General features: G+C 69.4%; 17 protein-coding genes and 1 tRNA gene. 7 read left to right on the top strand and 11 right to left on the bottom strand.

Annotation, left to right across the window (positions count from 1 at the left end):
- Positions 1-170: 170 nt before the first annotated feature.
- The 5 genes from P5G50_RS03605 to P5G50_RS03585 form a co-directional block, all read right to left on the bottom strand.
- On the bottom strand, positions 171-3,107 hold the full coding sequence (locus P5G50_RS03605) for a glycoside hydrolase family 2 TIM barrel-domain containing protein (RefSeq protein WP_301211749.1): 2,937 nt from the start codon (positions 3,105-3,107) through the stop codon (positions 171-173).
- 58 nt (positions 3,108-3,165) lie between these two features.
- Complete coding sequence (locus tag P5G50_RS03600) at positions 3,166-4,098, bottom strand: carbohydrate ABC transporter permease (protein WP_301211748.1); 933 nt, start codon at positions 4,096-4,098, stop codon at positions 3,166-3,168.
- A complete protein-coding gene (locus P5G50_RS03595) occupies positions 4,095-5,054 on the bottom strand; it encodes a carbohydrate ABC transporter permease (RefSeq protein WP_301211747.1) in 960 nt (319 codons plus the stop codon). The genes P5G50_RS03600 and P5G50_RS03595 overlap by 4 nt, the downstream gene beginning before the upstream one ends.
- Before the next feature lie 71 nt (positions 5,055-5,125).
- Positions 5,126-6,469, bottom strand: a complete 1,344-nt coding sequence (locus tag P5G50_RS03590) for an ABC transporter substrate-binding protein (protein ID WP_301211746.1) — start codon at positions 6,467-6,469, stop codon at positions 5,126-5,128.
- A 181-nt stretch (positions 6,470-6,650) separates the two neighbouring features.
- Positions 6,651-7,376, bottom strand: a complete 726-nt coding sequence (locus P5G50_RS03585) for an SDR family oxidoreductase (RefSeq protein ID WP_301211745.1) — start codon at positions 7,374-7,376, stop codon at positions 6,651-6,653.
- A gap of 82 nt (positions 7,377-7,458) precedes the next feature.
- Here P5G50_RS03585 and P5G50_RS03580 point away from each other — a divergent pair, with 82 nt between their 5' ends.
- The 5 genes from P5G50_RS03580 (at position 7,459) to P5G50_RS03560 (ending at position 11,624) form a co-directional block, all read left to right on the top strand.
- Positions 7,459-8,253: an SDR family NAD(P)-dependent oxidoreductase gene (locus tag P5G50_RS03580; RefSeq protein WP_301211744.1), complete on the top strand. Its 795-nt coding sequence runs from the start codon at positions 7,459-7,461 to the stop codon at positions 8,251-8,253.
- A gap of 38 nt (positions 8,254-8,291) precedes the next feature.
- Positions 8,292-9,062 carry a FadR/GntR family transcriptional regulator gene (locus tag P5G50_RS03575; protein WP_301211743.1) on the top strand — a complete coding sequence of 257 codons (771 nt, stop codon included), beginning with the start codon at positions 8,292-8,294 and terminating at the stop codon, positions 9,060-9,062.
- Between the two features lie 57 nt (positions 9,063-9,119).
- Positions 9,120-9,908 carry an NAD-dependent epimerase/dehydratase family protein gene (locus tag P5G50_RS03570; RefSeq protein ID WP_301211742.1) on the top strand — a complete coding sequence of 263 codons (789 nt, stop codon included), beginning with the start codon at positions 9,120-9,122 and terminating at the stop codon, positions 9,906-9,908.
- 26 nt (positions 9,909-9,934) lie between these two features.
- Positions 9,935-10,615, top strand: a complete 681-nt coding sequence (locus tag P5G50_RS03565; RefSeq protein ID WP_301211741.1) for a TetR/AcrR family transcriptional regulator — start codon at positions 9,935-9,937, stop codon at positions 10,613-10,615.
- A 124-nt stretch (positions 10,616-10,739) separates the two neighbouring features.
- Entirely contained in the window at positions 10,740-11,624 is an 885-nt protein-coding gene (locus P5G50_RS03560; RefSeq protein ID WP_301211740.1) for an alpha/beta fold hydrolase, read from the top strand.
- A gap of 51 nt (positions 11,625-11,675) precedes the next feature.
- Here P5G50_RS03560 and P5G50_RS03555 read toward each other — a convergent pair whose 3' ends face one another.
- The 6 genes from P5G50_RS03555 to P5G50_RS03530 form a co-directional block, all read right to left on the bottom strand.
- Positions 11,676-13,214: a CoA-acylating methylmalonate-semialdehyde dehydrogenase gene (locus P5G50_RS03555; protein ID WP_301211739.1), complete on the bottom strand. Its 1,539-nt coding sequence runs from the start codon at positions 13,212-13,214 to the stop codon at positions 11,676-11,678.
- A gap of 108 nt (positions 13,215-13,322) precedes the next feature.
- Positions 13,323-13,877: a hypothetical protein gene (locus tag P5G50_RS03550; protein WP_301211738.1), complete on the bottom strand. Its 555-nt coding sequence runs from the start codon at positions 13,875-13,877 to the stop codon at positions 13,323-13,325.
- Positions 13,878-14,052: 175 nt separating this feature from the next.
- Entirely contained in the window at positions 14,053-14,463 is a 411-nt protein-coding gene (locus P5G50_RS03545; protein ID WP_301211737.1) for a hypothetical protein, read from the bottom strand.
- 675 nt (positions 14,464-15,138) lie between these two features.
- Entirely contained in the window at positions 15,139-21,348 is a 6,210-nt protein-coding gene (locus P5G50_RS03540; protein ID WP_301211736.1) for an RHS repeat-associated core domain-containing protein, read from the bottom strand.
- Positions 21,348-22,040, bottom strand: coding sequence for a hypothetical protein (locus tag P5G50_RS03535; protein ID WP_301211735.1), 693 nt, complete (start codon positions 22,038-22,040; stop codon positions 21,348-21,350). Before P5G50_RS03535 ends, P5G50_RS03540 begins: the two co-directional genes overlap by 1 nt.
- Before the next feature lie 154 nt (positions 22,041-22,194).
- Positions 22,195-22,278 (bottom strand) — tRNA-Leu (locus P5G50_RS03530).
- Between the two features lie 139 nt (positions 22,279-22,417).
- Here P5G50_RS03530 and P5G50_RS03525 point away from each other — a divergent pair.
- Both P5G50_RS03525 and P5G50_RS03520 read left to right on the top strand, forming a co-directional pair.
- Positions 22,418-23,158 (top strand): FHA domain-containing protein, encoded by a 741-nt coding sequence (locus P5G50_RS03525; protein ID WP_301211734.1) that lies wholly within the window; start codon positions 22,418-22,420, stop codon positions 23,156-23,158.
- The gene (locus tag P5G50_RS03520; RefSeq protein ID WP_301211733.1) at positions 23,155-23,763 is read left to right on the top strand and encodes an FHA domain-containing protein FhaB/FipA; all 609 of its coding nucleotides are present in this window, start codon (positions 23,155-23,157) and stop codon (positions 23,761-23,763) included. Before P5G50_RS03525 ends, P5G50_RS03520 begins: the two co-directional genes overlap by 4 nt.
- Positions 23,764-23,768: the final 5 nt, after the last annotated feature.

Below are 23,768 nucleotides of genomic sequence, written 5' to 3'. Positions count from 1 at the left end.
GGAATCGGTGTCCGCCTCCGCGCCGAGGTCGGGAAGGCGCGGTTCGGGTGGCGGCTCGCCGTTCGGGTCCGGCGAGAATTCCTCTCCCTTGATTTTTATATGCGTTTGCACAAACAAGCGAGATGAATAGTGCCCCCAGTCAAGGGCACGCCGTCTTAACCCCTACCTCGTCATCCTGCCGTCACCCGGAACGTCACCGCGTAGTCGAAGCGCCCGGCCAGCAGCCGGCTCGACGGCAGCGCCTGCGGCCCGCAGGAGGCGGAACCGAGGCCGTTCTGACCGGCGTCGAGGTTGAGCCAGGTCAACCCGTCGGCAACGAGATCGGTCGGGTGCGCCGCCGCGTCGAGCGCCTCCGTGCTCCACGGCCGCACGGTGGCGTCGACCTCGGAATGGCCCAGCACCTCCAATGCGTCCCCGTCGCCGGAGAGCAGGAGCCGTCGGACGCCGGTCCGGTTGCCGTTCTCCTGCGGGTACGCGTACGGCGTCTGCAGCTCGGCGACACTCGCCGACCATCGGCCCAGCCGCACGGCGGAGCGGGAGTCCGCGTACGCCTCGCCCGGCCCGAGGCCGTCCCACTCCACGCGGTCCAGCGTTCCCGGCAGGGCGAGCCGGAGGCCGAAACGCGGCAGCTCGATGTCCCAGGCCCCGATCGGGTCGGCGGTGATCCGGAGGGTGACCGCGTCGTCCGCGCCCGTCCAGCGCTGCTCGATGCGGTAGCCGAGGTCGCTGCCCGGGAAGCCGAGGTGCCCGGTCGTGACGACCTCCGCCTCCCCCACCGCCACGTCGTCGACGCGGAAGTGCGGGAGGTGCAGGCCGATCTGCCGCCAGCGCGGCTCCTTCGGCGCCCACGAGAAGGGCCGATCGTTGTCGATGACCGCGCGCCACATGTCGGGCCCGAAGGCCGTCACCTCCAGGCCGCCCAGGGCGATCAGGGCGCCGTCGCGCTCACGCAGCCGCGCAGGGCCGACGGAGAGGATGCGGTCGCCGCGCCGCACGGGAGCGCCGGCGACCGGTCGCGGCGCGGGCCGGGCGGCCTCGTGCTGGGCCCAGGCCACCTCGTGCCCGGCGTCCGCCCAGGAGGTGTCGGCCGCCAGCACCGCCGACACCGTGAGCACGGCGCCCTCCGGCAGCGGCAGCTCCGGCAGCGTCGTGGTCATCCGCGATCGCGGTGCGACGGGAGGAACGTCCACGGACGCCCGGGCGAGCTCCACCCCGTCCAGCTCGACACGGGCCGTGAAGGCGAGCCCCGACGTGTCGCCGTGGTCGTACCGGCTCTCGACGGTCAGCTCGTGAGCGTCGACGGTCAGGACGACCGGCGCGTAGACCGCCTTCAGCTCCAGCAGTCCGGGTCCGGGCGTCCCGTCCGAGAAGGCCAGCCCGTCGGCGATGAAGTTGGAGTCGTGCACCGCCTCGCCGAAGTCACCGCCATAGGCGAAGAACTCGCGGCCGTCCTCGGTGCGGCTGCGCAGACCGTGATCGAACAGCTCCCACACGAAGCCACCAGCCAGCCGGGGGTGCTTCTCGAAGACCGCCTGGTAGTCGGCGAGCCCGCCGGGTCCGTTGCCCATCGAGTGCGCGTACTCGCACAGCACGAAGGGCTTGCCGCGGCGGGAGGCGTCGAGCGCGGCGTCCGGCCACGGCTCCTCCTCGCCGCGCCCGATCAGCTCGAGGTCGGCCTGGGTCGTGTACATCCGGCTGTAGACGTCGACGTACTGCGCCGACCAGTCGCGCTCGTAGTGCAGCGGGCGGGAGGGGTCGCGGTCGTGCGCCCACTCCGCCATGGCGCCGAGGTTCTCGCCCTCGCCGCACTCGTTGCCGAGCGACCACATGATCACGGAGGGGCGGTTCTTGTCGCGCTCGACCAGCCGCTGCATGCGGTCGACCAGGGCGTCGCGCCAGCGCGGGTCCTTGGCCGGGTTCCCGGCCAGCTCGTGGAACCAGTCGACCGGGTAGAAGCCGTGCGTCTCGAGGTCGCACTCGTCGATCACCCAGAGCCCGAGCTCGTCGCACAGCTCGAGGAAGCGCGCCTGCGGCGGGTAGTGGCTGGTGCGCACGGCGTTGATGTTGTGCTGCTTCATGAGGAGGATGTCGTGCCGCATCCGCTCCTCCGTCACGACCCGCCCGGTGTCGGCGTCGATGTCGTGCCGGTTGACGCCGCGCATGAGCGTGCGCACGCCGTTCACGCGGAACTCGTCGCCGACGATCGCGACCGTGCGGAAGCCGATGCGCAGCGCGATCCGCTCGCCCGCGCTCGCCAGCTCGCCGTCGTACAGCCACGGGTCCTCGGCGGACCAGGGCCGCACGCCAGGGATGCGGACGGTCTGGCCGACCGCGGCGTCGATGCCGAGAGCGGGGATGGTGATGCGGGCCGGTACGTCCGCCTCCACCCGCAGCACCCCGGCGCCTTCGACGTGGTCGTAGTCGGCGTGCACCCAGTGGTCGTGGATGGCGCCGGCCGGCCGGCCGAGGAGGGTCACGTCGCGGAAGATGCCGGACAACCACCACATGTCCTGGTCCTCCAGGTAGGTGGCGGAGGACCACTGGTGCACGCGCACGGCGATCACGTTCGGAGCGTCGCGGCGGACGATCTCCGTGACGTCGAACTCGCTCGCCAGCCGGCTGCCGCTCGTGATCCCCAGCTCGACCCCGTTCAGCCACACACGGCCGACCGAGTCGATGCCGTCGAAGCGCAGCAGCATCCGCTCGACATCCCAGTCGGGGGGCACCTCGAAGCTGCGCCGGTAGTCGCCGGTGGGGTTCTCGTGCGGGATGTGCGGCGGATCGACGGGGAAGGGGAACCGCCGGTTCGTGTACGCCGGCTCGCCGTGCCCGTTGAGCTGCCAGTGCGCCGGCACCGGGATGCTGCCCCAGTCGCCGTCGTCGTAGGCCGCCTCCGCGAAGTCGGTCGGCAGGTCCGCCCGCTCCGCGTAGCGGAAGGCCCACTGGCCGTTCAGGCTGAGCTCGGGCGCGTCCGACCGCGCCCAGGCTCGCGGCGCCAGCGTGCCGCGGCGCGGCAGGAAGTCGGTCAGATAAGAGGTGTCGAACCGCGCGGCCGAGTCGGTCGGCAGCACCGCAGGGAGGGCAGGGGTGAAGGCAGGGGAGGTCATGGCGTCGTCCTCAACGAAGTCGTGGCTGGTGATGCGTGCGGGGGCGGGAGGCGGTGGTCTACTCCTTGACGCTCCCCGTCGACAGTCCGGACTGCCAGTAGCGCTGGAGGTACAGGAAGGCGATCACGAGCGGCACGATCGAGACCAGCGACCCCGTGATGACGGTCGAGAACTGCGCGGTCGCACCTCCACCCGCCTCGCTCGCCGCCTGCAGCTGCGCGAGACCGACGGTGAGCGGGAAGAGGGAGGGGTCGGTCAGCATGATCAGCGGCAGGAAGTAGTTGTTCCAGGTCGCGACCAGGGCGAAGAGCAGCACGGTCACGATGCCCGGTCCGAGCAGTCGCACGCCGATCTGGGCGAAGATGCGCAGCTCCCCCGCGCCGTCGATGCGCGCGGCCTCCAGCAGGCTGTCGGGGATGGCCTCCTCGGCGAAGACCCGCATCAGGAAGACGCCGAACGGGCTCACCAGCGAGGGCAGGATGATCGCCCAGATCGAGTTGGTCAGCCCGGCGCCCGAGAACAGCAGGTACGTCGGGATGGCGAGCGCCGTCGTCGGCACCATGATCGCGCCGAGCACGACGGCGAACCAGAACTTCTTGCCCGGGAAGTCGTACTTGGCGAACGCGTACCCGGCCGCGGTCGACAGCGCGGCAGCGCCGACCCCGCTGACCACCGAGTAGAGGATGGTGTTCCAGCCCCACAGGGCGAACACCCCGCCGCGCTGCGTGAACAGCGTGACCAGGTTGTCCCACAGGTGGAACTCGCCCGCGAGCCCGAAGCCGAAGCTGGTGAACAGCCCGGTGTTGTCCTTGGTGGAGGCGATCAGCAGCCAGATCAGCGGCAGCACGAAGTAGGCGGCGGCCAGCCAGATCAGCACCGTCAGGAGGCTGCTGCGGCGCTCCCCCGGCGGGAGCCCGCGGGTACGGCTGCGGCGGCGCGGGGCGGCGGCCGGGCGCTCCGGCGCACTGGGACGGACGGCGGTCGCGGTCATCGCCGCGCTCCCTTCTTCTCGCGGCGGGCCGTGCTGAGCTGGACCACGTACGAGACGATCATGATCACGAAGCCGAGCAGGAAGGCGATGGCCGCGGCGTAGTTCATGTCCTGGTTGGTGAACGCGAGGTTGTACGCGTAGAGGTTCGGCGAGAACGAGGTGCCGATCGCGTTCGGCGCGATCTCGAACAGCAGCTTCGGCTCGCTGAACAGCTGGAAGCTGCCGATGATCGAGAAGATGACGGTCAGCATGATCGCCGAGCGGATGGCGGGGATCTTGATGCTCCAGGCGATGCGGAACTGCCCGGCGCCGTCGATGCGCGCCGCCTCGTACAACTCCTGCGGGATGGCGCGCAGCGCCGAGTACATGATCACCATGTTGTAGCCGATGTACTGCCAGGTGACGATGTTCATGATCGAGCCGAGGATGGTGTCGGGCGCCAGGAGGTTGGGGGCGCCCATCCCGATGGCCTCGAAGAACTGCGCGATCGGTCCGAAGTTGCGGCCGTAGAGGTAGCCCCACATCAGCGTCGTCACGACGCCGGGCACCGCATACGGGATGAAGATCGCGAGCCGCGCGAACTTGCCGCCGCGCACACGCCCGCTGTCCAGCGCCAGCGCGAAGATCAGCGCCAGGCCGAGCATGATCGGCACCTGCACGACGAGGAAGAGCGACATCCTCCCCACACCCTCGAGGAACCGCGGGTCGGCGAGCGCCCTGGCGTAGTTCTCGAAGCCGACGAACGCGTCACCGCCGATCAGCTGCACCTTGAACAGGCTGAGATAGCCCGCGTAGAAGAGCGGCACGACCAGCATCGCGATGAACACGACGAGGAACGGCGCGAGGAGGATGTAGGCGGCGCGATGCTTGCGGCGGGTGTCCGCCGAGCTGCGGCGCGTGCGCCGCGGGCGGGTCGGTTCGTCCGCTGCGGTGCGGGGGGCGGTGAGCGTGGTCATCGGTGATCCATTCCGGGTGGGGCCGGGGAGGGTGGAGGCGCGCCGCCGGGCGACGCCTCCACCCCCGGGTGCTACTTGACGGTGAAGCCCTGCTGCTTCGCGTAGTCGACGAGCTGGCTCTTCCACTCGTCCAGGCCGGCGAAGAGGTCGCCGCGCTCGGTGATGGTCGCGCCCAGCGTCTCCTTGAAGCTGGAGCTGGCGAAGTCGTTGAACGGCAGCCACTGCCAGTCCGACGGCACGGTGTCGGCGATGTCGACGAACACGTCGTTGACCGCCTGGCCGCCGTAGAAGTCGAGCTTCTGGTCGCGGAACGCGGCGTCCTGCTGCGTCGCGACGAGCGACGGGAAGAGGAACTGCTCGGTCGCGAGCTTGGTGGTCGACGACTCGTCGTGGTTCAGGAACTTGACGAACTCGGCGGCCACGATCGGGTGCTTGCTCTTGGCGAGCACGACGTCGGCGGAGCCGCCCTGGTTGCCGGAGGCCGGCTTGTCGGCGTCCCACTGCGGGAGCTGGGTGGCGCGCCACTGGCCGGCCGTGTTGGCGGCCGTGCCCTGCAGGAAGACCGGGCCCCAGGCGGCGGCGTTCCAGCTGGCGTACTCGCCGCGCGACATGCGCTGGTACCAGTTGTCGTCGAGCTGCGGCTCGGTGGCGACGAGGTCCTGCTTGATGAGGTCGTTCCAGTAGCCGACGACCTTCTTCACCTCGGGGCTGTCGAAGTCGATGGTCACCGTCTTGTCGCCGTCGTACCCGAACGGCTTCGCTCCGGCCTGCCAGAGCAGCGCGAGGAGCGGCGAGAAGGAGTTGCCCGGCAGGTCGGTGAGGTAGGCGCCCGTCTTCTCCTTGACCGTCTTGGAGGCGGCGGCGAACTCGTCCCACGTCTTCGGCGGCTGCACGCCCGCCTTCTCGAGCAGGTCGGTGCGGTAGAGGAAGCCGGTCGGCCCCAGGTCCTGCGGGAGGCCCCAGACGGAGTCGCCGGAGGTGACCTGTCCCCAGGCGCTGGCGGAGTAGTCGTCCTTCAGGTCGCCGTAGCCGTACTGGCCGAGGTCGAGCACGCTCTTGGTGATCGTGAACGACGGCAGGAACGAGTACTCGATCTGGGCGACATCGGGCACGTCGCCGGACTTGATGGCCGCGCGGAGCTTCTGGTACTGCGCGGTCGCGCCGCCCTGGTTCTGCAGGTTGACCGTGATCTTCGGGTACTTCTTCTCGAACAGGTCGATCTCGTTCTGGATGTCGGGCACCCACGACCAGAAGTCGATGGTCGTCTCGGTCGACATCGCCTTCGCGATCTCGTCCTCGCTGGGGCCGGAGGCCGAGCCCCCACCGGCGGACGAACCGCCGGCGCAGCCGGCGAGTGCCAGGGAGACCGCGACAGCGGCCGCGACGAGCGCGGCGGAGCGGCGAATGAGGGACATGGGTTTCCTTCCGCTGTGGACGGCTCTCCTGCGAGCCGCCGTCAGGAACCGCGCCGGGAGTCCGTTCGCCCGGTCGCGTACGCTCCGGCCGCATCGTCGGGGGCGGGAGCGCGAGGATACGATAACACGCGTAAACGTGATTACGTATGCCTTTTATGAGTGGATGTTCGAAAACAGCAGATCAGTTCTGCCCGAGAGGCGTGATCACCAGCTCGTCGATGCGCACGTGGTGCGGGCTGTCGAGCACGAAACGTACCGAGCGGGCGATGTCGCTCGCGCTCAGCATCGACGCGCGCTGGGTCGCATCCGGCACGTTCGGGCGCAGGCCGAGGAACTCGGTGTCCACGTCCCCCGGGCACAGGTGGCACGCCTTCACGCCGTTGCGGTTCTCCTGATCGTTGAGGGAGGCGACGAGCATCCCCAGCGCGCTCTTGCTCGACATGTAGGCCACCCCGGCGCCGGGCGAGAAGCGCCAGGCCGATCGGGACGAGACGACGACGATGTTCCCCGCGCGTGCCTCCCGCATCCCCGGGAGCACCAGGTCGATCACGCGAGCGACGCTGGTGAGGTTCGTGTCGACGATCGCGGCGAACTCGTCCGCCGACTGATCCGCCCACGCCCGGCGTGGCGCGTTGAGACCGGCCGCGAGCACGAGGCCCGTCACCGGCGCCCACTCCTCCACGATGGTGGCGTGCGCGTCGCGCAGCGCTGCCGCGTCGGTGACGTCGACCGGCACGGCGAGCGCCTCTCCCCCGGCCTCGCGCACGGCGGCGCACGTCGCCTCCACCGCCTCCGCCCGGCGGCCGCTGACGGCGACGCGCCAGCCGGCCTTCGCCGCTTCGACGGCGGACGCGCGGCCCATGCCGCTGCCCCCGCCCGTGATCCAGATGACCGGCGTCTCGCTCATCGCTGAGCCTCCTCGTAAAAAAGCATGTTAAAAGCCGAACTTCGCTGTAATAGTATGCATAAAGATCCGAGGAGGAACAGCAATGGAGTGGGGACTCAGCGACCGCGTGGTCGTCGTCACGGGAGCCGGACGCGGCATCGGCCGCACGATCGCGGAGCGGTTCAGCGAGGCGGGCGCGACCGTCGCCGCCCTCGATGTGGTGCTCGACGGCGTCCGGGAGTTCGCCGACGCCGCCACCGCCGAGGGCCGCCGGGCCGGCGCGTTCGCCGTCGATGTCACCGACTCGGCCACCGTCGTAGCCGCCCTCGCCGAGGTCGCCGAGCAGTTCGGCGGCATCGACGTCGTCGTCAACAACGCGGGCATCAACGTCGACGGCCCGGTGGAGGAGCTCAGCGACACCGCCTTCTCGCACTGCCTCGACGTGAACGTCACCGGCGTCTTCCGCGTCTGCCAGGCCTCCATCCCCTATCTCAAGCGCAGCGAGCACGGCCGCATCATCAACGCGGCCTCCTTCGCGGCGATCGTCCCGAGCGTCGGCAGCGCCGCCTACGCCGCCTCCAAGGCGGCTGTCGTGCAGTTCACGCGGGTCCTCGCCGGCGAGCTCGGCCCGTGGGACGTGACGGTCAACGCCTACGCGCCCGGCATGATCCCCACCGGCATGAACGGCTTCGCCGAGATGCCGCAGGAGGCGCAGGACCGCCTCCTCGACACCCTCACCCTGCGCCGCTGGGGCGATGCGGCCGAGGTCGCCGACCTCCTCCTCTTCCTGGCGAGCGACGCCTCGCGGTACATCACCGGCACGCTCGTCGACGTCAGCGGCGGCAAGCTCGCCACGCAGCTCCCCGCCAAGGCGTACGAGCGCGCGGGCCTGCGCTGAGCGGCCGGGCGATGTCCCCGAGTGATAGGTTCCCGATCATGTCGAGCACGATGCCGCGCACCGCGCACTACCAGCAGTCCCTCCCCGGGCTGCACGGTCAGGTGCTCGACCAGCTCGGAGCGGACATCTGCGCCGGGAGGCTGGCCGCCGGCTCGGTGATCACCCTCGAGGAGATCGAGCGCCGCTACGAGGTCTCGCGCTCGGTCGGCCGTGAGACCATCCGGGTGCTGGAGGCCATGCGCCTCGTCATCTCCCGCCGCCGCGTCGGTGTCGTGGTGCTGCCCGCCGAGGAGTGGAACCTCTTCGACCCGCGGGTCATCCGCTGGCGCATGCAGTCGCCCGACCGCGCCGAGCAGATCGACGCCCTCGCCGAGCTGCGCATCGCGGTCGAGCCGGAGGCGGCCCGCCTCGCCGCCACGCGCGCCGGCGCGCAGGATGCCGCCGATCTCGTCTCCATCGCGAGCCGCATGTGGGCGGCGAGCGAGGAGGGCGACCGGGGGGCCTTCCTCGAGCTCGACGTGCAGTTCCACTCGCTCGTGCTGAAGTGCTCGGGCAACCCGATGTTCCGCCAGCTGGAGTCGCTGGTCAGCGAGATCCTCACCGGCTGGCTCGCCCACGGCCTCGGCCCGGAGCACCCGCACCCCTCGGCGCTGAACCTCCACACGGCCGTCGCCACGGCGATCCAGAAGCGCGACCCCGACGAGGCGTTCGCGGTCATGCGCGACCTGCTCGTGCGCAGCGCGCTGGAGTCGTCGGGCGGGGAGTCGTCGGGCGGGGAGTCGTCGGGCGGGGAGTCGTCCGGCTCCTAGCCGTGGGCCGCTCCTTCCCACGGGTGTACTGATGGAGCACCCACCGACAGGAGTCTCATGGCCCTCATCGCGATCACCGGCGGCAGCGGCCGCATCGGACACGCCCTCGCTCCCCGGCTGGTCGCCGACGGCCATGCCGTCCGCGCGATCGACACCGAGCCCGTGGAGGGCGCCGACTGGGAGCAGCTGAGCGGCTCGATTCTCGACGTGTCCGCGATGACGGAGGCCTTCGCGGGAGCGGACCTCGTGGTGCACCTGGCCGGGCATCCGGCCGAGGAGGAGTGGGCCGAGCTCCTCTCGCTCAACATCGATGGCACCCGTGCGGTGCTCGAGGCGGCCCAGGCGGCCGGGGTGCGGCGGGTGCTGCTCGCCAGCTCCATCCACGCCGTCGGCTTCGAGACCGGGGAGGCGATCGGCCGCGGCGAGCCGCTGCTCCCGCGGCCCGACGGCTACTACGGCGTGACGAAGGCCGTGATGGAGTCGCTCGGCAGCCTCTACGCCGACCGCTTCGGCATGACGGTCGTCTCGGCGCGCATCTGCGCGTTCGGCGAGATGGTGCCCGACGGCGACCTCGCCGCCGCCAGCTGGTTCTCGGCGGACGATGCCACCCGACTCGTGGAGGCGGTGGCCGCCCTCGACCGCCCGGGCCACTCGATCGTGTGGGGCGTCTCGGCCAACCGGTCCGGGTGGTTCCCGCTGGGCGAGGGCGCGGCGATCGGCTTCCACCCGCAGGACGACGCGGAGGAGGCGCTCGCCCGCGACGGCCGCTCGTTCTCGCGGCCGGAGCCGACCGGCCCGATCGGCGGCCCCTTCACGACGGTTCCGCTGGGTGAGCCGATGCCGTAGTCGGCTTCCGTGTTACGATACGGAACGTGTCGTATCCATCTGATCCCGCCGCCGCCTCTCGTCCCGCCGGTCGTCCGCGCGACGACTCCCGCGAGGCGCGCATCCTGGAGGTCGTCAACGAGCTCCTGACCGAGCGCGGCTACGAGGGCGTGACCTTCGAGGAGGTCGCCCGCCGCGCCGGAGCGTCCAAGCCGACGCTCTACCGCCGCTGGAAGACGAAGCGCGAGATGGTCGTCGCCGCCCTCAAGTCGGGCCCGGCCCGCCGCGACGGCGCCGACGCCATCGACACCGGCTCGCTCCGCGGCGACCTGCTCGCCCTCTGCCACCGCCTCCTGACGACCATGCGCTCGACCGACGGCCACACCGCCCTCGCCCTGCTGCAGGCCGGCTTCGAGGAGCCCGAGCTCGGCGAGGCGATCGAGCAGTCCGTCGGCCCCACCGGCGCCCGCCTCCCCGCCGCCGTCATCGCCGCCGCCGTCCGCCGCGGCGAGCTGCCCGACGGCGTCGACCCCTTCCCCTTCGAGGAGGTCACCGGCACCGTCCTCCTCCTCCGCCGCCTCAACGGCCTGGCCACCACCGACGACTACGTGGAGGCCCTGGTCGACACCGTCCTCATCCCCGCCCTCCGCGCCACCGCCTCCCGACCCGACGGCAGCGCCCTCCCCGCGGGCATCTTCTCCGGCCACCCGGAGGCGGACGCCGGCTGAGCGCTGCGGCACTGCCGCCTGCGACCGCGAACCTGCACCGGTCATCGCCGCACCACCATCGCCCCGGCTCCGACTTCCACCCCCACCCACCCCACGCCCGCTTCCCCTCTTGAAGGAGACCTCCATGCCCACCATCCCCGGCTTCGACTACCGCACCCTCCCCGGCGCCGACGGCGTCCCGATCAACGTGGCCGTCGGCGGCTCCGGCCCCGCTGTCGTGCTCCTCCACGGCTTCCCGCAGACGCACTACATGTGGCACGCCGTCGCCACGCAGCTCGCCGCCGAGCACACCGTGATCGCCCCCGACCTCCGCGGCTACGGCGCCAGCGGCAAGCCCGCCGAGGACGGCCCTGACACCTATTCCAAGCGCACCATGGGCACCGACGTCGTCGAGGTCGCCCGCGCCCTCGGCCACGAGCGCTTCGGCCTGATCGGCCACGACCGCGGTGCCCTCGTCGGAGTGCGCGCCGCCCTCGACCACCCGGAGGCGGTGGCGTACCTCGGCATCCTCGACGTGCTCCCGACCCTCGACACCTGGGGCGTGCTCCACGGCGTGGATGCGAAGGTCGCCTGGCACCTCTACCTCATGGCCCAGCCCGCCGGCCTCCCCGAGCGGATGATCGCCGCGGTCGCCGACGACTTCTTCGCCTCGTTCCTCGACGCGTGGGACACCGACGGGACCACCTTCACGCCGGACGTGCGAAGCCACTACATCGACAGCTCCGTCGCCGCCGTGCCCTCGATCGTGGCCGACTTCCGCGCCACCGCCGGCGTCGACCTCGACCTGGACCGCGCCGACCGGGAGGCCGGCCGCGCCCTCGCGATGCCGCTCGGCGTCCTCTCGCAGGACTGGGGCGCGCAGCTCGGCTTCGACCCGACCGCGATCTGGGGAGCCTGGTCGGACGACCTCACCTACCAGCCGAGCACGTCGGGCCACTTCATGGCGGAGCGGAACCCGGAGGAAGTCGCCGACTTCATCCGCGGCCTGGCCGCGCGGGCGCGGGGCTGACGCAGCTCAGGCCGGCACATTCCGCACCGGCCCGCCCGCGCCGCCGCGCGGTCACCGGTTCTGCGGGAACCCCAGCTCGATCCCGCCGTGCGACGGGTCGAGCCACCGGCTCGTGATCGCCTTGAGCTGCGTGTAGAACCGCACGCCCTCGGCACCGTGCGCCTTGGTGTCACCGAACAGCGAGTCCTTCCACCCGCCGAACGAGAACGTCGCGACCGGCACCGGGATCGGCACATTGACCCCGATCATCCCGACCTGCACCTCCCGCTGGAACCGCCGCGCCGCCCCGCCGTCGTTGGTGAAGATCGCCGTGCCGTTGCCGAACGCGCCGGCGTTGATGAGCGCGACGCCCTCCTCGTACGACCCGACGCGCACGACCGACAGCACCGGCCCGAAGATCTCCTCGGTGTAGGCGCGGGAGGTGGTGGGCACCCGGTCGAGCAGCGTCGGCCCCAGCCAGAATCCGTTCGCATCCCCGTCGGGGTTCACGTCGCGCCCGTCGACCACGACGGTCGCCCCGTCCTCCGCCGCGACGTCGATGTATGAGGCGACGCGATCGCGGTGCTGCCCGGTGACCAGCGGCCCGATGTCGCACGCGCTCCGCCCGTCGCCGACCCGCAGCCCGGCCATCCGCTCCCGGATCTTCGCAACGAGCTCGTCCGCCACGGGCTCGACCGCGACGACGACGGAGATCGCCATGCACCGCTCCCCCGCCGACCCGAATCCCGCGTTGATCGCACTGTCGGCGGTCAGGTCGAGGTCGGCGTCGGGCAGGACGAGCATGTGGTTCTTCGCCCCGCCGAGCGCCTGCACCCGCTTGCCGTGCGCGGTTCCGGTCTCGTACACGTAGCGAGCGATCGGCGTCGAGCCGACGAAGCTCACCGCAGCGACATCGGGGTGGGTGAGGAGGCCGTCGACCGCCTCCTTGTCGCCGTTGAGCACCGTGAACACCCCGTCCGGGAGGCCGGCCTCCTTCCACAGCGCCGCCAGCCACAGCGCCGCCGACGGATCCTTCTCACTCGGCTTCAGCACGACGGTGTTGCCGGTCGCGATGGCGATCGGGAAGAACCACGCGGGCACCATCGCCGGAAAGTTGAACGGCGAGATGACCGCCACCACCCCGAGCGGCTGCCGGATCGAGTACACGTCGACCCCGGTGGACACCTGCTCGGAGTACTCCCCCTTCAGGTGGTGCGCGATCCCGGTGGCGAACTCCACGACCTCCTGCCCCCGGCTGATCTCCCCGAGCGCATCCGACAGCACCTTCCCGTGCTCGGACGTGATGATCTCCGCGAGCTCCCCCTTGCGCGCGTCGAGCAGCTCCCGGAACTTGAACAGGATCCCCTGCCGCTTGGCAAGCGACGTCTCGGCCCACGCCGGGAACGCAGCCGTGGCGGACGCGACGGCCGCCGCGATGTCGTCGCCATCGGCGAGCGCGACCCGCTTCGTCTCGACCCCGAGCGCCGGGTCGAACACGGGCGCGGTGCGCCCGCTGCGCGACGGGTACTCGCCGCCGTCGATCCAGTGCGGGACGACGGGGAGGCTGCGCTCGGTCGCGGTGTCGTTGGTCGCGGGCGAGGTGGTCGTCATAGTGGTCCTCCGTTGGATCGATGGCGCTCCCGAACAGTCTGCGACACGGCGTCGTGGAACGCCATCCACCCTCTTGACGCGGTACTCCGCTCTCGCTGATCCCACCCTTTACGAACTGCTGAAGGCACCCGCGTCGGCACGTAACTCGAAGAAGTCCGCAATGAGCAATGCGACCGCTACCCCGGCAAAGATCCAGGCCGGAACGAAACCCCAGCTGACACAGGCCAGACCGGCCAACGCGAGGTACAGCATCCCTTTCCACGCCATCCGCAAGTAGAAGGCGTGAAGGCCGAGAAGGCCACCCATCAGCAGAAGTCGCGACGCAATGACGGCATTTCGGCTCGATCTAACACTGACCGGCTCGCCCGATACGTCGTTCCCCGTTGACTGGGTCGACGCGCGCCAACCGAACACAACGGCGACGGCCAGGAGAACTGCGATGAGCAGCGTCGAAACCATCTCGACTGCGCGCCCCCAGGCGGCCGATGCCGCGACGACATAAGCAGTGGTGGAAATCAGCAGCATGGCAGCACCCACCCGACGGCCGCCAACGAGCATCCGCGCGCCGAGGAGGGGCAGCACGACGGCTACACACCACGCGAGTACCGAAGCCGGTACCGCAATCACCAAGGCGGCCCATTCGACGTCGCCCAGAAGCGCCATCCTGACGACTCCCGCAGCCTGCACGAACACCCCGGTCCCGCCGACAAGCGCGGCGTTCCCGGCCGCGAGTATTACCAGAGCCCGCCAGCTCAGTGCATGTGGTTGTCTCGAATGAGGCATCAGTCACCACTATTTTTTCGTCGCTGGCCGCTCGCGCGACAGCCATGAAGACGAATCAATGCTTTTGAGATTCCTTATAGGCGCGAACCGACTGCATGGCGCGCTCCCACTGCTCGCGCGTAAGCGCCGGTTCTCCGGCCGCGCGCATGATCACTCCCGTGGGGGAATGTCGCCTCTCCACGTTGTAGTAACCCTGAGCCATAGTGGTGTACCCAGCGTCGACCTCTCTCTTGGCCTTCCGATTCATCATCCAGACGCCGAAGGTAAGAACCGCAAGTCCACCAGCAAAGAGAAGCATGAACGCGAAAGTGACGGGGTCGATGTTCCCGCTCTGACGCACGATCGTCGCGGCACAGATTGCTCCTCCGATCGTGCCTACAATCCACGCTCCACCACCCCAAAGGGCGATTCCAGACCACTGGGTGGCGCTTGGCCCCGGGAGCAGGTCTCTGCGTTCGATACTCACTTCGCCCATCCCACCTGGGCAACACCGAAACTGTCCGATGCGATCCCGAGAGCACCGAAGGCCTGAGTGAATGCGTCTGAGATATCGTCTTCGCCTGTCCCGGCGGGCAGGAGTGACGATCGGCGGCATCGCTCTCGCCCGCCGGCCTCGCCGCATAGCCGTTTCGTCCGCAACGCTCGGCTCTTCCAGCCCGCGCCCGCGCTGTGCCGGACGGCGACGCCATCGGTACAAATCATCTTTCGTCGACAGCATCGGACTTCTCGTTGACAATGCTGGCCTCGTAGGCCCGAACGCGTGCCATTGCCGCTTCCCATTGAGGCCTGGTCAGATTGGGTTCGCCTGCGCGCCGCATGATCACTCCGGTCCGCGAGTGCAACCGGTCTACCTGGTTATTGCCTCTGGCGACCGTGGTGTATCCCGCTACCAACTCGGACTTCTCTTTGGCGTCACCGCAACGATTACAAACCCATCCTCCGAGGAAGCCACCCGCCATAACACAAAGGAAGGAGACGGTAACGACGTCCAGGTGTTGAGATGGAGACACCAGAACGAGCGCGCACGCGAGCGAACCGATTGCCCCTACCGCGCCGACGCCAGCGGACACGAGCGCATACGTACTCCACCGCGCGACACTTGGACCTGGCAGCATCCTTCGTCGCTCCCACTGAGTCGTCATCATCCCCACCCTTGAGCGACACCGAATGCGTCGCCTGTGATTCCAAGTGCCTTGGTCGCCTGGTCGATCGAAGCAGTCACCCATTCCTCCACTTTTCGCGAGACCGCGCGGCTGATTACTCGTCCGCCACCAGGGATGATGGCGGTGACAAGTCCGATGACGCACCCGACGATCCGGGATCCCCCATTTACGCAGTTGTAGATCGTGCTCGCCGCACTGGCCACCATCGCGATCGGCGCCAGCCACTGCATCCCCGGGACCAGCGACAGCAGACCGGCGGCAGCGCCGATCCACCCCAGCACATCGAAGAAGGTGCCCCAGTTCTCCGCCTGCTGCTTGATCGTCGTATTCGAGACGCAGCTCGAGTTCGTGTAGCTGTTGGCATACATCGTCTGTCCCGGTGGGCAGGAGTGACGATCGGAGACGTCGCTCTCGGCATTCGGCCCCGCCGCCTTGGGCTTCTTCGGCGAAGCCGGCGGAGACGGCGGCGCATAGCCGCCGGTCGTCCCCCGACTCACCGCACTCCCGTACCTGACCGCGTTATCGGCATCCCGCATCGCCTTCCGCTGCTTGCTGCTCTTGGTGTTGTACGCGGACGGATCGCCGATGCGATGGCCGTCGGGATCGAAATACGTGACTGGGCTGTTCTCCACATACTGATACCGCCCCAACGACTCCGGCCGCCACAGCAGCCCGCGCCACGTATCCGGACTCGTCCACGACCCCGTTGCCGCGTCATACGAACGCGCGAACGTCTCCACAGTCCCGAGTGTCGGATCCTGCGCGTGGCCCGTATACCCCTCCGGCGCCGTCCATCCGCCGCTCTCGAATTTCTGGTCACCCCAGTCCTCATACGACGCGAGCTCGGTGATCGACCCGCCCGAGGCTCCCGCGATCGTCGAACCGAGGCCGTCGAGCAGGTCCCATGTCGCGTCGCCCGAAGCGGAGACATGTGCGGCCAAGGCGCCCACAGCGTCTCTGATCAGCGTCGTCGTGCCTTGCGAATCCTTGAACTGCAGCGGAGTGGTCCCGTCATAGGTCGTGCTCATCGCCACCGACCCGTACTTCGTCGTGTCGGTCACCGACGCCCGCCGACCCAGACCGTCGTAGGCATACTCCGTGGACCGGCCGTCTCGCGCCACCTGCGTCGGCTGGCCGAGCGCGTTGTACGCGAAACTGCTCCCGACGCCGGCTACCGATTGGTTCATCCGATTTCCCGCACCGTCATACGAATACGTGGCCGCTCCCCCGGCCACGCCGCGTCCCGCCCCTGACGTGACCGTGCCGGTCAGCCTCCCGGCGTCATCGAAGGTCGCCGACTGCCGGAAGTCGCCGTCCGTTGCACCCGTCCGCTTCCAGCCGACGCGATTCCCAGACGGGTCGTATGCATACGCGTTCTTCTCACCAGCGCCTGTGACCGACGACGTCAAACGGTCGAGCGCGTCGTACCCATAAGCCGACGACGTCACTTCGGGCACCGCCGCCGAGGTCTGCGCCGCGACAGTCCGCGTCGCCTTCGCCAGGTTCCCGTCCGCGTCGTAGGCGTACTGGTACCCCAGCGAACCTCCGTCCGGCACCGCCTTCGAAGGAGTCGGTGTCGTCCGACCACCGAGATACCGGTCCGCGTGCTTGCACACGTTGTTCGCCCCGGCCGCGGGTGTCGACCGCGCTCCGAGATAACCGGCGACTGTTGTGCACTTCGCGGCCGACGCATCCCCGGAGGCGTAAGCGACAGGGGCCGGAGTGGGAGCCGGCCGAGCCGGCGAGGACGACGGAGGAGTCGTGTGCAGCACCGACGTCACCCGCCCGTCCGCGTCGTACCCATACGTCGATGTGACGCCGCTCGACCGCGAGAGCTCCGTCATCTTTCCCACAGGGTCCCACCCGTACGTGATCGACCCCCACTGCGATGACTGCGAGGTCACCCTTCCCGCGACGTCGTACGTGTAGTCCAGGTGCTCGCCCGTCGGGAGGGTCATCGAGGTGGCCTGCCCAGCCTTGTCGTAGGCCGTGGCAAGGTGCCCGCCCCACTGGTCGATCTGTGTCGTCACCCGGCCGTCCTTGTCATAGGTCCAACCGGAGACGCCTGTCGGGTCGGTCATCGCGATCAGCTGCTGGTTCGCGTCGTACTCGTACCGTGCGGAGGCGCCTGCCTTACTCTGCCTGCTGAGGTCGCCACGCTTGTCGTACGAATACGACACGGACGCGCCCGTTCCGGTGATCATCGACGCGAGACGCCCCGCCTCGGTGTAGGACCACTTCGTGGTGGTGCCGACAGGATCCACCTCGGACAGTGTGCGGCCGGCCGCGTCCACCGTGTACCGGGTGACGTGACCGTTCGGGTCCGTCACGTGGGAGAGATTGCCGTCGGGGTCATACGCATATGAAGAGGTGACATTCACATCGGAACTGGCTTTCGCACCATTCCGATATCCCTCGATGACGTTCGTCAGCTGACCCGCGGGGTCGTACCCGTAGACCGTCCGATGACCCTTGGGGTCTGTCATCGACGTCTGATTGCCCGCAAGATCCCACCCATAGCTGGTCACCGCGCCGAGCGGGTCCGTCATCGACGTCTGGTTTCCGTCGGCGTCGTAGGCGAACGCCGTCGTGTGGCCGTTCGCATCCGTGATGGTCGTCGTCCGCCCTGCCGCGTCGTACGCATAGACCGTCGCGTTGCCTGCCGCGTCCGTCGTCGACACCAGCCGCTCGAGGGCGTCATAGGTGGAGGCTGCGGTCCGGCCGAGCGGATCGGTGACGCGGACGACGTTTCCGTCAGCGTCGTAGCCGAAGGTCGTCGCCTCGCCGATCGGACTGATCGAGCTGATCGCCCGCCCCGCCGCGTCATACGCGTACTTCCACACGTTCCCGCTCCGATCGACCACCGACACGAGGTTGCCGTCGACGTCGTAGCCGAGGTCGCTGTGCCGTCCGATGCCGTCCGTCACCCGCGTGATGCGATCCATGACGTCGTAGGAGTAGGCGGTCGAGACCCCGTCAGCGTCCGTCTGCTTGCTGAGCCGCCCGACGCTGTCGTACGCGAACCTGGTCTCGGCGCCGGTCGCGTCCGTCCGGGTGAGGACGTTCCCGTCGGTGTCGTAGGTGTACGTCGTGCGAGCCCCGGAGGGCGTCGTCGAGCTCACCAGGTTCCCCACGCCGTCGTACTGGTAGCTCCACGCCCCGCCGTTCGGGTCGGCCGTCTTCACGACGCGGTCCTGTTCGTCCGTCGTGTACGTCGTCACCGCGCCGAGCGGATCGGTCAGTCGTGAGAGCGCATCCTCGGCGGTATAGCCGTAGCTCGTCACGCCGCCGGTGGGGCTGGTCGAGCTGGTGAGATGGAACATCGCATCCCATGAGAAGGTCGTGGTGGCACCCATCGGGTCGCTCAGGGACGCGAGGTGGTTGTTCGGCTCCCACTCGTAGCGTGAGACGCCGCCCGCGGCATCCGTGACGGTCAGAACCCGGTCGCCCGAATCCCATGCGTATGCCGTGGTGTGCCCGCCGGCGTCGGTCTGCGACACCACCCGCCCAGCCGCGTCATACGCGTACCGCGTGACACCCCCGACGGCATCGGTCGCGTTCGCCAGCCGACCGATCGCGTCGTACCCGTACGCCGTCGTAGCGCCCGACGGCTTCGTCGTCTTCGTCAAGCTCCCGCCAGCGTCGTACGAGTTCGTGATCGCGGTTCCGTCTGGCTGGTGGATCACGGTCAGGCGCCCGACGGTGTCGTATTCGTACGACCACGTGCGATCGGATCCGTCGGGCCCACCCGCGTCCGTCTTCGTCGCCAGCTGCCCCGTCGGAGTGTAGGTGTACCGGTCCACGACGCCGTCCGCACCTGTGCGCGAGAGCAGGTTTCCGGCAGAGTCGTACGAGTACGTCGTCTTCGCCCCGTTCTCGTCCGTCGAGGCGGTCACGTTGTCGTCCGCGTCGTAGGCGAACCGAGCCGTCGTCCCGTCGGGATGCTGCACCTTCGTGATCCGCTGGGAAGCGTCGAACGAGTACACGCTGGCGCGGCCCACATTGTCCGTGTACGTCGTCTGACCGGCCTTCGAGTAGTCGAGTGAACGCCGGTTGCCGTCGGCATCCCACTGCGCGACGACCCGGCCCTGGGCGTCGTACTCGTTCTTCAAGTACTGCACGCCCGTCGCGTCCGTTGCCGTCAGCAGCCGGTGATCCCCGTCGTAGGTGAACCGCTTGGTACGGCCGTCCGGGAGGGTGAGCGTCGTCAAATCGCCGGTGTCGTCGTACGCGAGCGCCCAGTGATCACCGCCGGGTCGGGTGAATCCGGTGACCCGCCCCGCAGCGTCGGAGGACACCGCGATCGTCTGGCCGGACGAGTCGGTGATGGAGCTGAGCGGAACGAATCGGCTCCCCTCCGGGTCCGCCGGCGCCCCGTACGTCAGCGTCGTTGTACGCCCTTCCGCATCGGCATACGCGACGAGGTTTCCGATCCCGTCGATGTTCGCAGCGTCGAAGACCCAGCTCTCGCCCGAGACATCGGTCAGCTTCAGCCTGCCGCCGCCCGCCTCCGCGAGCGTCTGGTGCACGCCCGGGTCGGAGGTCCGATACCCGCCATGCCCATCGGAAACGAACACGAAACTGGCCCCGTCGGCCCGGACGACCATGACCGAGCCGTCGACGAATCGTTGGGCCCTCGCCCCGAGTCCGAACGACCATCCCGCCCCCACCCGCGACAGTCGGCCGTCCTGCGAGTTGTAGTACAGCGTGATGTCGGTCTCGGAGCCGCCCGCTCCCGGCAGGGTGAACAGCTTCTCCTGCTCCAGGAGGTTGCCCGTCGAGAAGCTGAAGGGCTCTCCGCCGTACGTCAGATAGTTCTGGAACCCGAGCATCCGCCACCGCGCGAGTTCAGCGGCAGACGGCGGCGTGGGCCATCCACCGGTCGCCGGGTCCGTGCAGTCGAAGCCCTGGCTCTCGAGATACTTGCCGAGCGCCGTGAAGACCCCGTCCGCGAGATGCGGCATCCCGCCTCCGTCGATGAAGGCTCGATCGTTGTTGTTGTCGAGGTAGAGCGCCTCCAGGTGGGTGAAGGCGTTCGGGAGCGCCGAGAACTCGGCTCCCGGGAAGTTGCCGTTGTCGCCCATGTTCTTCGCGGGGCGCCCGGTGTAAAGCGGGAGATTCCCGACCAGCGAGTCCGAGACGGCGTTGTCCGCGGCACCGCCGCGCGAGTACACCTGTGTACCGCCTTGCTCCGGATGCTCGCCGCCCCACGCCTCACCCTCCCAGGTGTTGAAGCCGATTCCGAGGGTGAGCGCCGGGTTGTACGAGGCCGCGATGCCCGCACGCGTTTCACGCGACACCGGATTCTCGGAGTGACGCGTGAGCACCGCCGTACCGGAGCAGCTGCTGGTGATCATGTCGGCGACCGACTGGGCGAGCTGGAGGTTGTACGGCAGCTCGGTCACCGGTGGTGCCGGTGTCGACGCGTGTCCTTCGTCGTTGTCCGGGTCGAGTACGACCACCGGCCCAGGAGGAACGACGAATGGCGTACCGATGACCACGAACTGGGAGAGGTGCGTCGACTCGCCCCGCACCACACCGGCCTGCTGGTCGAAGTAGGACGGCAGGGCCGTCCACGGCTCGCCGTCGCTCTCGCGGGTATAGATCCGAAGCGTCGCTGGATCGATGCTGTTCGCCGCTATGAGCGCCTCGTCGGGCTCGAGTTCGAGCTCCACTCCCGGGACCACGTCGGAGACGACCGGACCCTTCGGGCCGCCTCCGCGCGTCCGCACCGATGCGGCCGGGAACTGAGTGACCTGCTCGCCGTTCGCATCGGTCGCGGTGATCTCGATGGGATCGGAAACCGGTGTCCCGTTCCCGGGCCGTTCCGCTCGGGCCGCACGCAGCGCGGTCTTCGCGGCAGCTCCGACGGTCACCGACAGCTTCTTCTCGACCTTGTGCCCCGAGAAGGTCGCCGAGACTCCGAGAGCACCAGCGGCGATGGTCGACGCGGTGCCGGGGGTCAGGGTTCCTTCGGCCGCCGGCATCGGCGCCTTCGTCTCAGCCGCGATCCGTACATCCTGAACGGCGGAGGCTGCTCGCACCTCCGCCAGAGTGGCCGCGGCTGTGCGGCGGGCCCGCTCCGCCGGGGACGCCTCTGCCGGCGTCACCGTCCCGACGAGAAGGAGCGCTGCGGCGGCGAAGGCCGCGACGATGCCGTGCGTCACCACCGTGCGACGGGACCGCATCAGCCGATCCCGTTGGGACGCACGGCGGCCGCGAACAGCGCACGCTTGCGTGACAGCGCCATACCCGTGATCACGAGACCCGCGGCGAGCGCGAGGACCAGCCCCGTCGCGATGGTCCGGCCTGTCGAGGCGAGAGCCGACAGCGGTTTCACGCAGGCAGCGAGCTGGACCGCGTCCGACACGCCGTCCCCGTCGTAATCCTCATGCCCCGTCGCGCAGCCGCTGGTGCCGCAGATCACGACGGAGGCCCACTTCGGCACCCCGTGGGCGTTCAGGTCCGTGTTGCCCGTCCCGCAGGTCGGCGCCCCGCAGACGATCGCCCGGGCGAAGTCCGGGATCCCGTCACCGACCGAGTCCGCCGTCGCCGATGCGCACCGGACCGTCCCGCAGGCGATCACCTCGACCCAGTCCGGCACCCCGTCCTTGTCGGCGTCCTCGCGACCCGTCGCCGCGGTCGCCGAGCCGGCAACGACCTGCTCGACGGTGTCCGGGATGCTGTCCCCATCGGCATCGCACGCCGAGACGTCACGGGTCGCCGGGCACGGCGCCACTGCCACAGCCGTCGCCGCCCCGGCCGACGCCGGGCTCGCCGAAGCACCCAGCGCGGCGACGATGACGCCCACCAGCACCCCGAGCAGGACGAACCCGCCGACCACCCGTAGCCGTCGAGAAATATCGAATGCGAGATCCACGGAGTCAGCCTGTCCGAGCCGAGACCCCCGGGGACCGCCTGCCGCCGCAATTGCGGGCGCGAACGAGCAGTTCTACGTAGAAGAGCCGTTCCAGTGCGTGCGCACTGTCACGAAACCAAGAAAGGCCCCCGGATCACCGGGGGCCTCTCGTTCGTGCGCGAGGGGGGACTTGAACCCCCACGCCCTTGCGGGCACTGGCACCTGAAGCCAGCGCGTCTGCCAATTCCGCCACTCGCGCGAACCACCAGAGACTAACACGGGCCCGCTCCCGATCACGAATCCGGGGTCCTCCTGAAGGCGGACGTTCACCCGATGACCAGTGCCTTCGCAACCGTTCCGACTAACATGCAGGTAGTCACGAGCCGGGAGCGGAGACTGTGGGCATTCTGGACAACTTCGAGCGGGGGCTCGAGCGCGCCGTCAATGGCGCGTTCGCGAAGACCTTCCGCTCCGGGCTGCAGCCGGTCGAGCTCACCAGCGCCCTGCGCAAGGAGCTCGACACCAAGGCGGCCGTCGTCGCACGCGATCGGGTGCTCGCGCCCAACCGCTTCGTGCTGCGCATGTCGCCGTCCGACTACAAGCGCATGCGCTCGATGGGCGCTGCGCTCACCGACGAGCTGGTCGCCTTCGTGCAGAAGCACGCGACGACGCAGCACTACGCGTTCGCCGGCGGCATCTCCATCGATCTCCAGGAGGATCCCGACATCACGGTCGGCATGCTGCAGGTCGATTCGGAGAACGTGAAGGGCGACGTCGCCTGGACCCCCGTGCTCGACATCGACGGCCGGCACTACCCGCTGACCAAGCCGCGCACCGTCGTCGGCCGCGGCAGCGACGCCGACATCACCGTCGACGACACCGGCACCTCCCGCCGCCACGTCATGATCACCTGGGACGGCCGCAACGCCCAGGTCGAGGACCTCGGCTCGACCAACGGGTCGAAGCTGAACGGCGAGCCGGTCAAGAAGGCCATCCTCGAGCCGGACTCGGTCATCACGATCGGCCGGACCCGCATCGTGTTCCGCGTGCTGCCGCAGGCGGCCCCCGCCGGTGGGCGACCGGGAGGCGACGACGCCACCCGCCGGCATGACATGGGCAACTTCTGGGGAGCGTCGTGAACCCCAGCGAACTCACCCTCCTCGTCCTCCGGTTCGGCTTCCTGCTGCTCCTGTGGCTGTTCGTCTTCGGCATCGTCTACGCGCTGCGCACCGACCTGTTCGGGCAGCGGGTCCGCAAGCTCCCCGAGGCGCAGGCCTCCGCGTCGCCCTTCCCGTCCGCTCCCGCCGCGAGCCCGGCACCCGCAGCCGCCCCGCGCCCTGCCAGCCCTGCCGCCCCTGCCGGTCCCACCGAGCCGGTGATGAAGCACGCGCCCGTCTCCAACCTCCCGTCCGGCGCCAACACGGCGACCGGCGGCGTCAACGCGAGCGTGCAGACCGCGCACCGCCTGGTCATCACGTCGGGCCCGCGCGCGGGGACCGAGCTCGCGCTCGGCCGCGACCCGATCACCATCGGCCGCTCCGGCGAGTCCGGCCTGGTCATCCGCGACGACTACACCTCGACCCACCACGCCCGCCTGCTCCTCTGGAACGACGAGTGGATGATCCAGGATCTCGACTCGACCAACGGCACGTTCCTCGACGGCCGGCGTGTGACGGTCCCGACCCAGGTCCCGCTCGACACCCCGATCAAGATCGGGACGACCACGTTCGAGCTGCGGCGGTAGGCGCG

Origin of the sequence: Leifsonia williamsii, from assembly GCF_030433685.1 — a bacterium.
GTDB lineage: Bacteria > Actinomycetota > Actinomycetes > Actinomycetales > Microbacteriaceae > Leifsonia > Leifsonia williamsii.
The sequence above is the reverse complement of the archived record's forward strand: the minus strand, read 5'-3'. Positions and strand labels throughout refer to the sequence as shown.

What these genes read in the sequence shown, in the direction of transcription:
- P5G50_RS03605 (WP_301211749.1), bottom strand. Translation starts at nt 3,107, where the DNA reads ATGACCTCCCCTGCCTTCACCCCTGCCCTCCCTGCGGTGCTGCCGACC.
- P5G50_RS03600 (WP_301211748.1), bottom strand. Translation starts at nt 4,098, where the DNA reads ATGACCGCGACCGCCGTCCGTCCCAGTGCGCCGGAGCGCCCGGCCGCC.
- P5G50_RS03595 (WP_301211747.1), bottom strand. Translation starts at nt 5,054, where the DNA reads ATGACCACGCTCACCGCCCCCCGCACCGCAGCGGACGAACCGACCCGC.
- P5G50_RS03590 (WP_301211746.1), bottom strand. Translation starts at nt 6,469, where the DNA reads ATGTCCCTCATTCGCCGCTCCGCCGCGCTCGTCGCGGCCGCTGTCGCG.
- P5G50_RS03585 (WP_301211745.1), bottom strand. Translation starts at nt 7,376, where the DNA reads ATGAGCGAGACGCCGGTCATCTGGATCACGGGCGGGGGCAGCGGCATG.
- P5G50_RS03580 (WP_301211744.1), top strand. Translation starts at nt 7,459, where the DNA reads ATGGAGTGGGGACTCAGCGACCGCGTGGTCGTCGTCACGGGAGCCGGA.
- P5G50_RS03575 (WP_301211743.1), top strand. Translation starts at nt 8,292, where the DNA reads ATGTCGAGCACGATGCCGCGCACCGCGCACTACCAGCAGTCCCTCCCC.
- P5G50_RS03570 (WP_301211742.1), top strand. Translation starts at nt 9,120, where the DNA reads ATGGCCCTCATCGCGATCACCGGCGGCAGCGGCCGCATCGGACACGCC.
- P5G50_RS03560 (WP_301211740.1), top strand. Translation starts at nt 10,740, where the DNA reads ATGCCCACCATCCCCGGCTTCGACTACCGCACCCTCCCCGGCGCCGAC.
- P5G50_RS03555 (WP_301211739.1), bottom strand. Translation starts at nt 13,214, where the DNA reads ATGACGACCACCTCGCCCGCGACCAACGACACCGCGACCGAGCGCAGC.
- P5G50_RS03550 (WP_301211738.1), bottom strand. Translation starts at nt 13,877, where the DNA reads ATGGCGCTTCTGGGCGACGTCGAATGGGCCGCCTTGGTGATTGCGGTA.
- P5G50_RS03540 (WP_301211736.1), bottom strand. Translation starts at nt 21,348, where the DNA reads ATGCGGTCCCGTCGCACGGTGGTGACGCACGGCATCGTCGCGGCCTTC.